The sequence below is a fragment of the Mumia sp. ZJ430 genome, assembly GCF_011751845.1.
Classification (GTDB): domain Bacteria; phylum Actinomycetota; class Actinomycetes; order Propionibacteriales; family Nocardioidaceae; genus Mumia.
The window spans coordinates 815,356-829,761 of the sequence record NZ_JAAHFK010000002.1; the positions used below are offsets into that span (position 1 = coordinate 815,356).

Below are 14,406 nucleotides of genomic sequence, written 5' to 3' on the forward strand. Positions count from 1 at the left end.
ACGCCGCCGTGTCCCTCGCGAGAGACACGGCGGCGTCGTCGTTCACTGCTGCGGTCAGGCCGAGGTCAGCAGGTCCCGGCCGGGGATCGCGTCGAGCAGCTTGCGCGTGTACTGCTCGCGCGGGCTGTCGAACACCTCAGTCACGCTGGCCGCCTCGACGACCTTGCCGTCCTGCATCACCAGGACGTCGTCGGCGATCTGGCGGACCACTGCGAGGTCGTGGGTAATGAAGAGGTAGCTCAGGCCCATCTCCGCCTGAAGCTGGTTGAGCAGCTCCAGGATCTGGGCCTGCACCAGCACGTCGAGAGCGGAGACCGCCTCGTCAAGCACGACGACCTCCGGCTCGAGCGCCAGCGCACGCGCGATCGCGACACGCTGCCGCTGTCCGCCGGACAGCTCGTTGGGGTAGCGGCTCATCACCGAGGTCGGCAGCGACACCTTCTCGAGCAGGTCGCGGACCTTCGCCTCGCGCTCCTGCGACGAGCCGATCCCGTGTGTGGCCAGCGGCTCCTCGATGGACTTGAAGATGGTGTACATCGGGTCGAGGGAGGCGTACGGGTTCTGGAAGACCGGCTGCATCTGGCGCCGCAGCGCCATCAGGCGCTTGCCCTTCAGCTGCGCGGTGTCGTACCCGTCGAACGTGACGGTGCCCTCTGTCAGCTCGAGCAGGCCGAGCACCATCCGCGCCACCGTCGACTTGCCCGAGCCGGACTCGCCCACGATCGCGGTGGTGGTGCCCCGACGCAGCCGGAAGCTGACGTCGTCGACGGCGCGAAGCTCGGTCTTGCGCCACGGACGGTCGCCCGGGAGCATGAACACCTTCGTGAGGTTCTCGACGACGATGATGTCGTCCTCACCCTTGCCGACCACGCCCTCGGCGGTGGCGATCTCGGCCGCGATCTCGCCAGCCGTCTGCAGTGCCTGCTGGCGCACCTCCTCGCGTGCCTCGACGGAGCTCAGCCGCTGCGAAGCGATCGACGGCGCCGACGACACGAGACGACGCGTGTACGGGTGCTCGGGATTCTTGAGGATCTCCAACGCCGGGCCGGACTCCACGACGCGGCCCCTGTACATGACGACGATGTGGTCGGCACGCTCTGCCGCCAGACCGAGGTCGTGCGTGATCAGCAGCACCGCGGTGCCGAGCTCGTCGGTCAGGCCGTCGAGGTGGTCCAGGATCTGCTTCTGGACGGTCACGTCGAGCGCAGAGGTCGGCTCGTCGGCGATGAGAAGCTTCGGACGTGCGGCCAGACCCATCGCGATCAGCGCCCGCTGACGCATGCCGCCGGAGAACTCGTGCGGGTACTGGCGGGCCCGCCGCTCCACGTCGTTGAGACCCGCCTCGGCGAGCAGCTCGTGCACGCGTCGGTCGGCGTCCTTGCCCTTGGCGACGTCGTTGGCGATCAGGGCTTCCTTGATCTGCGTCCCGACCCGCCAGAGTGGGTTGAGGTTCGACATCGGGTCCTGAGGAACGAGACCGATCTGGTCGCCGCGCAGGGCCTGGAAGTCCTTCTTGCCCGAGTGCGCGATTTCCTTGCCGTCGAACAGGATCTCGCCGCCGGTGACCTTGCCGGTGCCCGGGAGCAGACCGATGATCGCGTGCGCGGTGGTCGACTTGCCCGAGCCCGACTCACCGACGATGGCGACGGTCTGGCCTGGGTAGACGGTCAGGTTGGCACCCTGCACTGCAGGGACGGCCTTCTTGTCGGAGAAGAAGGCGACGTCGAGGTCGCGGACCTCGAGGAGGGGCTGCTGACTCATCGCTTCTTCGCCTTCGGGTCGAGGGCATCACGGACGGCGTCACCGAGCAGGATGAAGCTCAGCACGGTGAGCGCGAGCGCGGCAGCCGGGACGAACATGACGCCGAGCCGGGTGCCGGAGCGGACGAGCCGCTGGGCCTCTGCGATGTCATTGCCCCAGGAGACCACCGAGAACGGCAGGCCCAGCCCGAGGAACGACAGCGTCGCCTCGGCGACGATGAAGATGCCGAGTGACACGGTCGCGGTCACGATCACTGGGGAGATCGCGTTCGGGACGATGTGGCGCCACAGGTTGCGGGTGTTGCTCGCCCCGATCGCCCGGGCCGCATCGACGAACTCATAGTTCCTGACCTCGATGACCGAGCCACGCATGATGCGTGCGATCTGCGGCCAGCCGAACAGCGCCAGCGTGAGGACGACCGCGGAGATGCCGCCCCAGAACTGCCGCTCAGGGAACCAGTTGTTGATCGCCGAGAGGCAGACGATGGCAGCCAGGATCAGCGGGATCGCGAAGAAGATATCGCTCACGCGCGAGATGATCGCGTCGGCCCAGCTTCCCTTGAACCCGGCGATGGCACCCGTCAGGGCACCGAGCAGGACCACGAGAAGCGTGGTGAGGACGCCGACGGCGACCGAGGCGCGCGCTCCGTACAAGGTGCGGGACCACACGTCGCAGCCCTGGAAGTTGAAGCCGAACGGATGTCCGGGCTCGGCCGGGTCGAGGCTGCGGCCCGGCTCGCAGAAGCGCGGGTCGGCGTTGGTGAACAGTCCGGGGAAGGCGATGACGACGGCGAGGATGGTGAGCAGCACGGCGGACGCGATGAACATCGGGTTCTTGCGCAGCTGCTTCCAGGCCTCACCCCACTGGCTGGAGGGCGCCTCGTCGACCTGGAGGGAGTCGACCGCGGCCAGCGGTGTCTCCTCGATCGGGGCCACATAGCGCTCCTGCCCCGGGAGCGTGGGCTTAGGCATAACGGATCCTTGGGTCGAGGAAGGCGTACAGCAGGTCGACGACCAGTGCCGCCAGGACGTACACGAGGACCATGATCGTCACGACGGAGACGATCGTCGGCGTCTCGCCACGGATGACCGCCTGGTAGGCGAGGTTGCCGACGCCGGGGATGTTGAAGATGCCCTCGGTCACGATCGCACCCGCCATCAAGGCGCCGATGTCGACGCCGAGGAAGGTCACGACCGGGATCAGCGAGTTGCGGAGGACGTGGCGCCGGACGACGGTGCCTTCGGAGAGCCCTTTGGCACGAGCCGTGCGCACATGGTCGGCACTGAGGTTGCCGGCGACCGACGTTCTCGTCAGTCTCAGCACGTACGCGAAGGAGACCAGTCCGAGCACGAAGGCTGGTAGCAACAGGTTGTAGAACGACGTGTTGCTGCCGACTGTCGGTGGGAACCACTCCAGCTTGACGCCGAAGATGAGCTGAAGCACGAAGCCGAAGACGAAGATCGGGACGGCGATCACCACCAGCGAGACGACGAGCATCGTCGAGTCGAACAGCTTGCCCTTGCGGAGGCCCGCGATCGTGCCGGCGACGATGCCCAGAACGGCCTCGATCACGAGGGCCATCAGGGCGAGCTTGATGGTGACCGGGAAGGCGTCGGCCACGAGATCGATGACCGGGCGACCAGTGAACGACTGTCCGAAGTCACCGGTGACGGCGCCCTTGAGGAAGAGGAACCACTGGACGAGGAACGGCTCGTCGAGGTTGTACTGCTCCCTGACCTGGTTCATCGTGGCTTCGGAGACGGGCTTGTCACCGAACAGTGCACGGACCGGGTCGCCTGGGCGAAGGAAGACGAGCGCGTAGATGAGCAGCGTCGACCCGAGGATCACGGGGATCGTCTGCAAGATTCGCCGCGCGGCATACCACCACATCAGTGGCCTCCTACGGGATGGGCTCTCCTACGAGGAGAGATATGGTTTCAGGGGCCCGTCGGCGCCGGTAGGCACCGGGAGCCCGCGCACGGCCACGCGGGGGGCAGCTGGTGAGCCGACCCCCGCGTGCCCCGCATGCGGTGGTGTGGGACCTACTACTTCGTGATGTTCTGGTAGACCGGCACGTTCTGCCAGTTGAACTTCACGTTCTTGACACCCTTGGCAGCAGCGCCAGTGGCGTCGGTGTACCACATCGACAGACCCGGCAGGTCCTCCATGAGGATGGCCTGCGCGTCGACGAACGCCTTGTAGCGATCCTCGTCGGTCTCAGCGCCCGCCGCCTTAGCGATCAGGGCGTCGAACTCCGGGTTGGAGTAGCCGGCGTCGTTCGAGGCCGCCCCGGTGCCATAGATCGGGCCGAGGTAGTTCGAGATCGACGGGTAGTCCGGCTGCCAACCGGCGCGGAACAGGGCCCCGGTCTTGTTGTTGTCACGGTCGTCGAGGAACTCGTCGAACGTGGCGTAGTACTTCGGCTCGGCCTTGATGCCCAGGGTGTTCTTGATCTGGTTGGCCATCGCGTCGATCGACGCCTTGTTGCCGGCACCATCAGTGTTGGAGGCGATCAGCAGCTTCTTGTCGCCCCACGGCTCGATGGCCTCAGCCTCGGCCCAGCGCTTCTTGGCCTCGTCGGCGTTGAACTCGAGAACCTCGTTGCCGGGGATCTCGTCGGTCCAGCCCGGCATCGGCGGCGCGCTGAAGTCGAGCGCCGGGGTGCGGGTGCCGAAGAACAGCTTCTCGGTGAGCTCCTCGCGGTTCAGTGCCATCGAGACGGCCTGACGGCGGAGCTTGCCGGCCTCACCGGTGAAACCGGGGAGGTCGACCGGGAACTGGAACGAACCGTTGACCGAGCCCGGCGCGGTGACGGCCTGGACCGTGTCGTCGTCGCCGAAGGTCTGCAGCGCGCTGTCCGGAACGGTGTCCAGGACGTCGAGGTTGCCGGCCTGCAGGTCGGTGTAAGCAGCCTCAGTGTCGGTGTAGACCACGAAGGTCACGCCACCGTTCTGAGCCTTGCGGAGACCGTCGTACTCCTCGTTCGGGACGAGACGGAGCTCCTTGTTGTGCTCCCAGGCCTCGAGCTTGTACGGGCCGTTGGCGATCGGGTTCTCACCGTAGGCCTTCATGTCGGCGTAGGCCGACTCAGGCAGCGGGTAGTAGGCCGAGTAGCCGAGGCGCAGCGGGAAGTCCGACTCCGCCTGGTTGAGCTCGATGGTGAAGGTCTTGTCGTTGATGACCTTCAGACCCGACATCGTCTTGACGGTCGGGTTCTCCTCCTGAACAGCCTCGTAACCCGCGATCGGGTAGTAGAAGTAGGAGGCGTTCTGCGCGTTCGTGCTCAGGGCGCCGTAGTTCCAGGCGTCAACGAAGGAGGTCGCGGTGACGGGGGTGCCGTCGCTGAACTTCCAGTCCTTGAGCTTGACGGTCCAGAGCTTGTTGTCGTCGGAGGTGATCGACTCCGCGACCTCCATCTCCTGCGAGCCGTCTTCCTTGTAGGTGATCAGGCCTGCATAGAGCATGTCGATGACGTTGCCGCCGCCGACCTCGTTGGTGGCCTGCGGAACCAGCGGGTTCTGAGGCTCGGTCGTACGAGCGGTGATGACGGACGTGGTCGAATCGCTCGACTCGTCGTCATCTCCCCCGCCGCCGCCGCACGCGGACACCGTAAGTCCGATCGCAGCGAGCAGCGCCACGCCTCCGAGGCGAGTACGCCGGGAGAGTCGCATTGGAATCCTCCTGAATGTGTTGGGAACGCGCAGAAAAACTTCCGCACACCCATGGTTACTCCGGATCATCAACCAGAACAGGTCAGGGGCCGGACACTTACCGAAGTGTTACAACCACCAGGCCCCCTGATCGTGACAGCATTTTTATCAGACCAGCCCAAAGCGCCCTTCGAGGGGCCCGTCCGGGCGCACGCAAGACCGCCACGCCTCGCTGCTGCGGGACGTGGCGGCCTGCGTGTGTCGTACGACGTAAGGGGGTCAGCCCTTGCGCTTGTTGATCTCGTCGGTTGCCTGCGGCAGGACCTCCTTGAGGTCGCCGACGACGCCGAAGTCGACCAGCTCGAAGATGGGCGCCTCCTCGTCCTTGTTGACGGCGACGATCGTCTTGGAGGTCTGCATGCCGGCGCGGTGCTGGATCGCACCGGAGATGCCGTTGGCGACGTACAGCTGCGGCGAGACCGTCTTGCCGGTCTGACCGACCTGGAAGCTGTGCGGGTACCAGCCGGAGTCGACCGCGGCACGCGAGGCGCCAACGGCCGCACCGAGGGAGTCGGCGAACGCCTCGACCTGCGAGAAGTCACCGCCGGTGCCACGACCGCCGGAGACGACGATCGCGGCCTCGGTCAGCTCCGGGCGGCCGGTGGCCTCGCGGGGCTTGGAGTCGGTGATCTTGGCCGCCTTGGCCGCATCGGAGACCGTCACCGAGACGGGCTCGAGCGCGCCGGCCGCCGGGGACTCTTCCGGGGTGGCAGAGTTGGGCTTGACGGTCACGATCGGGGTGCCCTTGGTGATGGTCGCCTCGACGGTGAAGTTGCCGGCGAAGACCGACTGCGTCGTCTCGACACCCTCGCCACCAGCACGCACGTCGACGACGTCGGTGAGCAGCCCTGAGCCGGTCTTGATCGCCAGACGACCGGCGATCTCCTTGCCCTCGGCCGAGCTGCCGATCAGCACCGCACCAGGCTGCTTGTCGGCGACGAGCTGGGCCAGCGCCTCCGCCTTGGGAACGACCAGGTACTCGGTCAGCTCCGGTGCGTCCAGCACGTACACCTTCTCGGCGCCGTACTGCGCCAGGTACGCCTGAGCGGCGTCGGCACCGGAGCCGATGAACACCGCCGACGGGGTGCCGAGGCGGCGGGCGAGCGTCAGGAGCTCGCCGGTGGTCTTGCGAACTGCACCGTCGACGTGGTCGACGAGAACGAGAATCTCACTCATCTGTGGCTGCTCCTCACACGAACTTCTTCGAGGCGAGGAACGCGGCGAGCTTGACGCCACCGTCTCCCTCGTCGGTGACGATCTCGCCGGCGCTGCGCGGCGGACGCGGTGCGAAGGACAGCACCTTCGTCCCGGCCGCATCCAGGCCGACCTCGGACGGGTCGATGCCCAGGTCGGACAGCGTCAGGTCCTCGACCGGCTTCTTCTTGGCCGCCATGATGCCCTTGAACGACGGGTAGCGCGGCTCACCGGACTGGTCGGTGACCGACACGACCGCAGGCGCGGTGGCGGTGATCGTCTCGGTCGCGACGTCGCCGTCACGGCGCACGGTCACGGTCGAGCCGTCCACGGTGATCTGCGAGCCATAAGTGACCGCAGGCAGACCCAGACGCTCAGCGACCATGGTCGGGACGACACCCATCGTGCCGTCGGTCGAGCTCATGCCGAAGAAGACGAGGTCGTACTCCAACGTGCCCAGCGCCTTGGCCAGGACCAGCGACGTCGCGACGGCATCAGAGCCGGCGATGTCGTCGTCCTCGACGTGGACACCCTTGTCAGCGCCCATCTGCAGCGCCTTGCGGACCGCGTCGGCAGCATCGGCGGGGCCGACGGTCAGCACCGTCACCTCGCCATCGCTCTCCTCTGCAGCAAGCAGAGCCTGCTCGACGGCGTACTCGTCGAGCTCCGACAGCAGACCGTCGACGCCTTCGCGATCCACGGTGTTGTCCGACGAGTCAAAGGACCGGTCCGCCGTAGCGTCCGGTACGTACTTCACACAGACGACGATGTTCATGGCCTTCTCGGCCCCTCCTGTGGAGTCGACTTCGTACACGGCGCTCGCACGGGACGCGCGTCGCGGCAGCCGTGGGCGACTGCGGTGCGGAGCCGTGAGACGTCTCCACAACCCTGATGTTACCGACAGGTAACCATCTTGACGAGGTCGTCACGGGTGGCATGGGTCACACGGCGAACCGCACACCCACGGCGCTCCCACGTCGGTGGCTCTTTACGCCGAGGGCCTTTTGAGAGGTCGAGCGCGTGACACGCTGCGACACTGAACCACATGACCGAGCCTAGGGCACGCCTGCGGACGCTCACCATCCTGGTCGGGTCTGCGGCGTTCGTGGTGATCGTCGCCGGCGTGATGAGCATCAACGGGATCGTCGGCCCGACCTTCCTCGCGATCTGTCTCACGGTCACGGTGCACCCGCTCCGCCACGTCTTCGACCGGATGGGCATGCCGTCCTGGACCGGCACGGTCGCCTGCGTCGTCGCCGTCTACGCGATCCTCCTGCTGCTCGCGGGGTCGCTGGTGCTCGCCGGTGCGCGGTTCGGCCAGCTCCTCACCGCGTACGAGGACGAGTTCCAGCGATGGCTCGTCGACGTCAAGAGCCTGCTCAACGACTGGGGCGTCCAGCAGAGCGACCTCGACCAGATCTTCAAACACCTCGACATCCGCTCGCTCGCCCCGTACGTCGCCGAGGTCGTCTCCAGCGCCACCACGGTCACCGGCAACCTGCTCCTCATCTTGATCCTGCTGCTCTTCATGGCGCTGGACGGCTCGGTGATCCCCCGGCTTGCGCGCCGGGTCCCCGAGCGTCACCGCGCCACCGTCGACGCGCTCGCCGACTTCGCGACGGGCACGCGCCGCTATTTCGTGGTCGCGACCGTGTTCGGGCTCGTCGTCGCGGTGGCTGACGTGATCCTGCTGTACGCGCTCGGTGTCCCGGAGCCGTGGCTGTGGGGCGTGCTCTCGCTCATCACCGGCTACATCCCCAACATCGGGTTCATCCTGGGCCTGATCCCGCCCGCCATGCTCGCGCTGTTCGACTCCGGATGGCAGACGGCAGTGTGGGTGATCGTCGGCTACTGCGTCATCAACTTCGTGATCCAGTCGGTCTTCCAGCCCAAGATCGTCGGCAACTCCGTCGGCCTCTCGGCGACAGTGAGCATGCTGTCGCTGATCTTCTGGACGCTGGTCCTCGGGGCGTGGGGGGCGATCCTGGCCATCCCGGCCACGCTGCTCGTCAAGAAGCTCCTCGTCGACAGCGATCCCGACGCCCGCTGGATATCGCCCATCATCGCCGGCCGGGAACCGGTACCGTGACGGCCACCCCGAGCGAGGAGGCACGATGTCCTACCAGCAACCGCCCGCAGGTCAGCCCGAGCCCGGCACCCCGAGCGGCTTGTCCGTCGACGCGGGCAAGCTGTGGGCCGGAGGGGTCGCGACAGCCGTGGTCGCCGCGCTCGCCGCTGCCGTCGGCCTGCTCGTCTGCCGCGGCGTGTTCGACATCGCCGTGCTGGTGCCGAGCGGCGGCGGTCGCTGGGACGTCACCTCGACACTGCCGTACGCGTTCCTCGCCGCCGGTGCCGCGCTCCTCGCCACGGGCCTCATGCACCTGCTGCTCCTGACGACCCCGCGTCCGCGCCTCTTCTTCGGCTGGATCGTGGCGCTGATCGCCGTGATCATCGGCGTCCTCCCGTTCACGGTCGATATCCCGCTCGAGGAGCAGGTCGCCAGCGCCGCGGTGGGGGTCCTCATCACGGTCATCATCGGCTCGCTGGTCTCTGGCACCGCCCAGCGCGCGGTCCGCAACGCCCCGCGCGCCTGAGGTCGCACCGCGGCCGTACGCTGCGGGCGTGAGTAGCAAGGGCGCAGGCGGCGACGACACGAAGCCGCAGATGGTGATCACCGGCGAGCGGACGGTGCCCGGCATCTGGCACGAGAACTACTGGTTCCGCCGGCACGAGGTCGTGTACGAGGCGCTGCGCGACGTCGTCCGCGGTCGCGCGGCGCTCGAGGCCGGGTGCGGCGAGGGGTACGGGGCGGACCTGCTGAGCCACGTGGCGGGATCGCTCGTCGCGCTCGACTACGACGCGTACGCGACCGGCCACGTCCGCGCCGCGTACCCGCAGGTCCCGGTCGTCCGCGGCAACCTCGTCGCCCTCCCGTACGCTGACGCGTCGTTCGACGTCGTGGTCAGCCTGCAGACGATCGAGCACCTCTGGGACCAGGACGCGTTCGTCGCCGAGTGCGTCCGCGTGCTGCGGCCGAGCGGCACGCTGGTCGTCAGCACGCCCAACACGCTCACGTTCCCGCCGGGGAACATCTACCACCCCAAGGAGCTCGAGCCCGACGAGCTGCGTGATCTCGTCGCCGCCCACGCACGCGTCGAGTCGCTGGCCGGACTGCACCACGGTCCGCGTCTCGCGGCCTGGGAGGACACGCACGGCTCGCTCGTCGACGCGCAGATCGCGGGGCCGTACGACCAGTGGCCCGCGGCGGTCGCGCAGCTCGTACGGTCGGTGTCGACAGGCGACTTCGTCCTGCGGACGGGCGACGACGCCGACCTCGCCGCGTCGCTCGACCTCGTGGTCACCGCTCAGGTCTGACTGCGCTGCTCTGACCGCGCTGCTCTGGGCAGATCTGCCGCCGGCTGATCGGCTGGATCCTGGTGGACGCGCCGCGCCACGGTGGAGGCATGGCACACGACACCGCACCCCACCTCTTCGACACGGTCAGTCGTCAACAGCTGCTCGGCCGGCGGATCCTCGTGCTCGACGGCGTCCTCGACGACGACAACGGCACCCTCCTCACCACCCAGCTCCTGTCCTTGGCCGCCGACGACCCCGGCGCCGACATCGCGCTGTGGATCCACTCCCCCGGCGGCTCGGTGCCGTCGATGCTCGCGCTGCGTGATGTCGTACGGCTCATCCCCTGCGACGTGTCGACGCTCGCCCTCGGCCTCGCCTGCAGCGCCGGGCAGTTCCTGCTGTCGGCCGGGACGCCCGGCAAGCGGTACGCCCTCCCCCACGCACGGATCCTCATGCATCAGGGTTCGGCGGGGATCGGCGGCAGCGCGGTCGAGATCGAGGTCCAGGCCGACGACCTCCGCCACACCCGCGACACCGTGCTCGGCTTGATCGCCGCAGACACAGGCCAGCCGTTCGAGCGGATCTTCGAGGACTCGCTGCACGACCGCTGGTACACCGCCGTCGAGGCGCAGGCGTACGGGTTCGTCGACCACGTCGTCAGCGCGTTCGACGACGTGATGCCGAAGCGGCGCCGCGGCGTGGGGATCGGGGCGGCCCAGATGGGAGGCGTGCGATGAGCACGTACACGATCCCGAACGTCATCGCGAACCATCCGCGTGGTGAGCGCGTCATGGACGTCTACTCGCACCTGCTCACTGAGCGCATCGTTTATCTCGGGACGGCCATCGACGCGGGCGTCGCCAACGCGTTGATCGCCCAGCTGCTGCATCTCGAGGCGGACAACCCCGACGGCGAGATCAACCTCTACGTCAACTGCGAGGGCGGCGATGAGACAGCGATGCTCGCGATCTACGACACGATGCAGCACGTCCGCTCGCCCGTCGCGACGTTCTGTGTGGGTCAGGCGATCGCCGCCGGCGCGGTCCTCGTCGCCGGTGGCGAGCCGGGCCGTCGGGCGGCGCTCCCCCACGCGCGGTTCGTGCTGCACCAGCCCGCGGCGCGGGGTCAGGGGACGATCCCCGACCTGATCCTCCAGGCGGACGAGGTGGTGCGGGTGCGCAACGAGATGGAGGCGATCTTGTCGACCCATACCGGCCAGAGCGTCGAGACGTTGCGGCACGACACGGACCGCGACCGGGTGTTCTCCGCGGCGGCGGCACGGGCGTACGGGCTCGTCGACGCGGTCATGGCGCCGCGAGCGGTGCTCGGCGGCGAGGCGCGGTGACGCCGCGGCGTCAGACGGCGAGGGCGAGCGGCCCGCGCGGAACCGACGTCGAGGCCGTACGGCGCAGCTCGCCGCTGACGTGCTCGGTCAGGTCAAGAAGGGTGAGGTCGAGAGCGCCCGAGACCGCGGCGAGGATCTCGCTCGACGGCTCCTTGCGGCCGCGCTCGACCTCCGACAGGTACTGAGGGGAGATGCCGGCCGCGGCGGCGGTGTCCGCGAGGCGCTGGCCACGGGCCAGGCGCGCCTCTCGCAGGCGCCGACCGACGACCTCGCGCCACAGCGGCTCGGGCTCGGGCGGCGCGAGCGGCGCGGCGCGCCGAGGGCCGAGGCGTACGACGTCTCCCATGGCCCGAGGCTAGGCCACGCCACCCGGCCGTCGCCAGGCATTCTGCTCTCGGCAGAGCGGCTCCCGTCCGACGGTGCGTCCGTGGTCAGCGAGGCGACGTCAGGCGCTGCACGCCCGCGGCCGTACGCGTCAGCTGCCGCGGGCCTCGCGCTGCTCCTCGGCGACCTCGGCGGTGTAGCGCTGGATCTCCGCCCACTCCGCCAGGTCGTCGCGGCGGCTCTTGACGACGCGACCGGGCAGCCCGGCGACGATCGCGAAGTCCGGGTACTCGCCCCGCGCCACGGTGTGCGCGGCGAGCACGACGCCGCGCCCCGTCCGCGTGCCGCGCAGCACGCTCGCCTTCACGCCGATCCACGAGTCCGGCCCGATCCGCACCGGCGAGACCACGAGCCCCTGGTCCTTGATCGGCTTCGCGAGGTCGAGCGTCACGTGGTCGAAGTCGCAGATGTACGTCCAGTCCGAGATGATCGTCGCCGCCCCAATCTCGATGTCGAGGTGCGCGTTGATCGTGTTGTCGGACCCCATGACGACCTTGTCGCCGAGGCGCAGCGTGCCGTTGTGGGCGCGCAGCGCCGTACGGTCGCCGAGGTGCACGAACTTGCCGAGCACCACCCGCCCGTACGGGGGCTTGGTCTCGATCTCGACCCCGCGTCCGAGGAAGACGAACCCCTCGGTGATGACGTCGGGGTGACGCCGCTTGAACCGCCAGAACCGCCAGTAACGCACCAGGTGGTAGCGCGACCACGCACGGTGACGCCGCACCCACCGCAGGGAGTCCACGGTGAGGAAGCGGGCCTGGCGGGGAGCGCTCATCTACGGCTTGGTCGCCGAGACCGACACGTTGTAGTAGAGACCCTTGGGCACGACGGGGCTGAGCGCCTTGTCGAGCGCGGAGAGTCGCAGCCACGACTTGTAGGCGAACATGCGCCACCGCAGGCCGAGCTTCTCCTCCGGCACCGCCGCCTCGAACGTACGGACCGGCCAGCCGAACCAGGACGCGGTCAGCTCCTCGGTCGCCGTACGGACGCTGACGCCGCCGGCGCGCAGCACCGTACGCTCCAGGTCGGCCGGCTCGAACGTGTGCAGGTCGACGACGGCCTCCAGCGCCGCAGCGCGCGACGACTCGTCGAGCTCCTCGGCCGGACGCGACCACTCGCGCAGCGGGCCGAGCTTGGTGGCGTGGGTCGTGGCCCACCAGGTCAGCCGCGACAGGCGCCGCGCCATGAAGTCGCCGCGGGTGGTCGGCTCGCCGCAGATCACCACGCGGCCGCCGGGACGCAGCACGCGCAGCATCTCGCGGAAGGCCTTCTCGACGTCAGGGATGTGGTGGATGACGGCGTGACCGATGACCAGGTCGAACGACTCGTCGGGGAACGGCAGCTCCTCGGCGTCGGCCGCCTGGCCGTCGAGCGAGAAGCCGAGACCGTCCGCGTTACGCTTGGCGACCTCGACCATGCCGGGCGAGATGTCGGTGACCGTGCCCTTGTCGATGACGCCGGCGAGCATGAGGTTGAGCGTGAAGAAGCCCGTGCCGGCGCCGATCTCCAGGCTGCGCCCGTACGGCCAGCCGCTCTCGCCGGCGACGGCGGTGAAGCGGTCGCGTGCGTAGTCGATGCAGCGCTCGTCGAAGGAGATCGACCACTTCTCGTCGTACGTCTGGGCTTCCCAGTCGTGGTAGAGCACCTGGGCGAGCTTGGTGTCGGACCAGGCGGCCTCGACCTCGTCCGCGCTCGCGTGCGGGTTGGGCGCGGCAGGCGTGCCGGGGGTGGTGGTGTCGGTGCTCACGGGTACTACTTCCCCTCGAAGGTGGCCTTGCCGGGCCCGTTCTCGACGAACGAGCGCATGCCGGTCGCCTGGTCCTCGGTCGCGAACAGCGCCGCAAAGAGGTGGCGCTCGATCTCGAGGCCGGTCACGAGGTCGACCTCGAGCCCACGGTCCACGGCCTCCTTGATGCCGCGCAGTGCGAGCGAGGCGGCGCCGACGAACTGGCGGGCCCACGCGAGCGCCTCCTCGTACACCGACTCGGCCGGCACGATCCGGTCGACGAGCCCGATCGCGAGCGCCTCGGTGGCGTCGACCTGGCGGCCGGTGAACATGAGGTCCTTCGCCTTGGCCGGGCCCACGAGCCGCGACAGGCGCTGCGTGCCGCCCGCGCCGGGGATGATGCCGAGGAGGATCTCGGGCTGGCCGAGCTTGGCGTTGTCGGCCGCGAAGCGGACGTCGGTGCACAGCGCGAGCTCGCAGCCGCCACCGAGCGCGTAGCCGGTGATCGCCGAGACGGTCGGCTTCGGGATCGCGGCGACGGCGTTGAGGGAGGCCTGCAGCGCCTGGGCGCGGACGTTCATCGCGGGGAACGAGAGATCGGCCATCTCCTTGATGTCCGCCCCGGCCGCGAAGACCCGCTCGCCTCCGTACACGACCACGGCGGCGACGTCGTCACGCGCGGTCGCCTCCTCGGCGCACTCGCGCAACTCGTCCTGGAGCTGGGCGCTGATCGCGTTCATCTTGGGTCGGTCGAGACGGATCGTGCCGACGCCGTCGGTCACCTCGAGCCTGACGAGCTCACCCATGCGCGCTGCCTTCCGTGTGGCGTGTCGTGACAGTCCTGCTGTCGACGTCGTGGCTACCGAGGGTAGCGAACCCCGTACGCGCCGGACCGGGCGCGTACGGCCGGAGGTCTGGGGTGCCCGATG

Annotated in this window: 15 protein-coding genes; 5 read left to right on the top strand and 10 right to left on the bottom strand. The window is 68.6% G+C overall.

Going from position 1 to position 14,406, the window contains the following annotated elements:
• Positions 1–54: 54 nt before the first annotated feature.
• From HCT63_RS10425 to HCT63_RS10450, 6 genes are all read right to left on the bottom strand, one after another.
• Positions 55–1,761, bottom strand: coding sequence for an ABC transporter ATP-binding protein (locus tag HCT63_RS10425; RefSeq protein ID WP_167003843.1), 1,707 nt, complete (start codon positions 1,759–1,761; stop codon positions 55–57).
• A complete protein-coding gene (locus HCT63_RS10430) occupies positions 1,758–2,732 on the bottom strand; it encodes an ABC transporter permease (RefSeq protein WP_167003846.1) in 975 nt (324 codons plus the stop codon). The genes HCT63_RS10425 and HCT63_RS10430 overlap by 4 nt, the downstream gene beginning before the upstream one ends.
• The gene (locus HCT63_RS10435) at positions 2,725–3,651 is read right to left on the bottom strand and encodes an ABC transporter permease (protein WP_167003849.1); all 927 of its coding nucleotides are present in this window, start codon (positions 3,649–3,651) and stop codon (positions 2,725–2,727) included. Before HCT63_RS10435 ends, HCT63_RS10430 begins: the two co-directional genes overlap by 8 nt.
• A 155-nt stretch (positions 3,652–3,806) precedes the next feature.
• Positions 3,807–5,432, bottom strand: coding sequence for an ABC transporter substrate-binding protein (locus HCT63_RS10440; protein ID WP_167003851.1), 1,626 nt, complete (start codon positions 5,430–5,432; stop codon positions 3,807–3,809).
• 258 nt (positions 5,433–5,690) lie between these two features.
• Positions 5,691–6,647 carry an electron transfer flavoprotein subunit alpha/FixB family protein gene (locus HCT63_RS10445; RefSeq protein WP_167003854.1) on the bottom strand — a complete coding sequence of 319 codons (957 nt, stop codon included), beginning with the start codon at positions 6,645–6,647 and terminating at the stop codon, positions 5,691–5,693.
• A gap of 13 nt (positions 6,648–6,660) precedes the next feature.
• Positions 6,661–7,440, bottom strand: a complete 780-nt coding sequence (locus tag HCT63_RS10450) for an electron transfer flavoprotein subunit beta/FixA family protein (protein ID WP_167003856.1) — start codon at positions 7,438–7,440, stop codon at positions 6,661–6,663.
• A gap of 270 nt (positions 7,441–7,710) precedes the next feature.
• Between HCT63_RS10450 and HCT63_RS10455 the strand changes: the two genes are divergently transcribed.
• From HCT63_RS10455 to HCT63_RS10475, 5 genes are all read left to right on the top strand, one after another.
• Positions 7,711–8,754 carry an AI-2E family transporter gene (locus HCT63_RS10455; protein WP_167003859.1) on the top strand — a complete coding sequence of 348 codons (1,044 nt, stop codon included), beginning with the start codon at positions 7,711–7,713 and terminating at the stop codon, positions 8,752–8,754.
• 25 nt (positions 8,755–8,779) lie between these two features.
• The gene (locus tag HCT63_RS10460; RefSeq protein WP_167003862.1) at positions 8,780–9,259 is read left to right on the top strand and encodes a DUF6069 family protein; all 480 of its coding nucleotides are present in this window, start codon (positions 8,780–8,782) and stop codon (positions 9,257–9,259) included.
• Positions 9,260–9,287: 28 nt separating this feature from the next.
• Entirely contained in the window at positions 9,288–10,040 is a 753-nt protein-coding gene (locus tag HCT63_RS10465) for a methyltransferase domain-containing protein (protein ID WP_243842978.1), read from the top strand.
• Between the two features lie 89 nt (positions 10,041–10,129).
• Positions 10,130–10,759, top strand: coding sequence for an ATP-dependent Clp protease proteolytic subunit (locus HCT63_RS10470; protein WP_167003864.1), 630 nt, complete (start codon positions 10,130–10,132; stop codon positions 10,757–10,759).
• Entirely contained in the window at positions 10,756–11,367 is a 612-nt protein-coding gene (locus tag HCT63_RS10475; protein WP_167003867.1) for an ATP-dependent Clp protease proteolytic subunit, read from the top strand. Before HCT63_RS10470 ends, HCT63_RS10475 begins: the two co-directional genes overlap by 4 nt.
• A 10-nt stretch (positions 11,368–11,377) precedes the next feature.
• Here HCT63_RS10475 and HCT63_RS10480 read toward each other — a convergent pair whose 3' ends face one another.
• The 4 genes from HCT63_RS10480 to HCT63_RS10495 form a co-directional block, all read right to left on the bottom strand.
• Positions 11,378–11,713: a helix-turn-helix transcriptional regulator gene (locus HCT63_RS10480; RefSeq protein ID WP_167003869.1), complete on the bottom strand. Its 336-nt coding sequence runs from the start codon at positions 11,711–11,713 to the stop codon at positions 11,378–11,380.
• Positions 11,714–11,842: 129 nt separating this feature from the next.
• Positions 11,843–12,526 (bottom strand): acyltransferase, encoded by a 684-nt coding sequence (locus HCT63_RS10485; protein ID WP_167003872.1) that lies wholly within the window; start codon positions 12,524–12,526, stop codon positions 11,843–11,845.
• Positions 12,527–13,498: a class I SAM-dependent methyltransferase gene (locus HCT63_RS10490; protein ID WP_167003874.1), complete on the bottom strand. Its 972-nt coding sequence runs from the start codon at positions 13,496–13,498 to the stop codon at positions 12,527–12,529. It abuts the gene before it with no gap.
• A gap of 5 nt (positions 13,499–13,503) precedes the next feature.
• On the bottom strand, positions 13,504–14,283 hold the full coding sequence (locus tag HCT63_RS10495) for an enoyl-CoA hydratase-related protein (RefSeq protein WP_167003877.1): 780 nt from the start codon (positions 14,281–14,283) through the stop codon (positions 13,504–13,506).
• Positions 14,284–14,406: the final 123 nt, after the last annotated feature.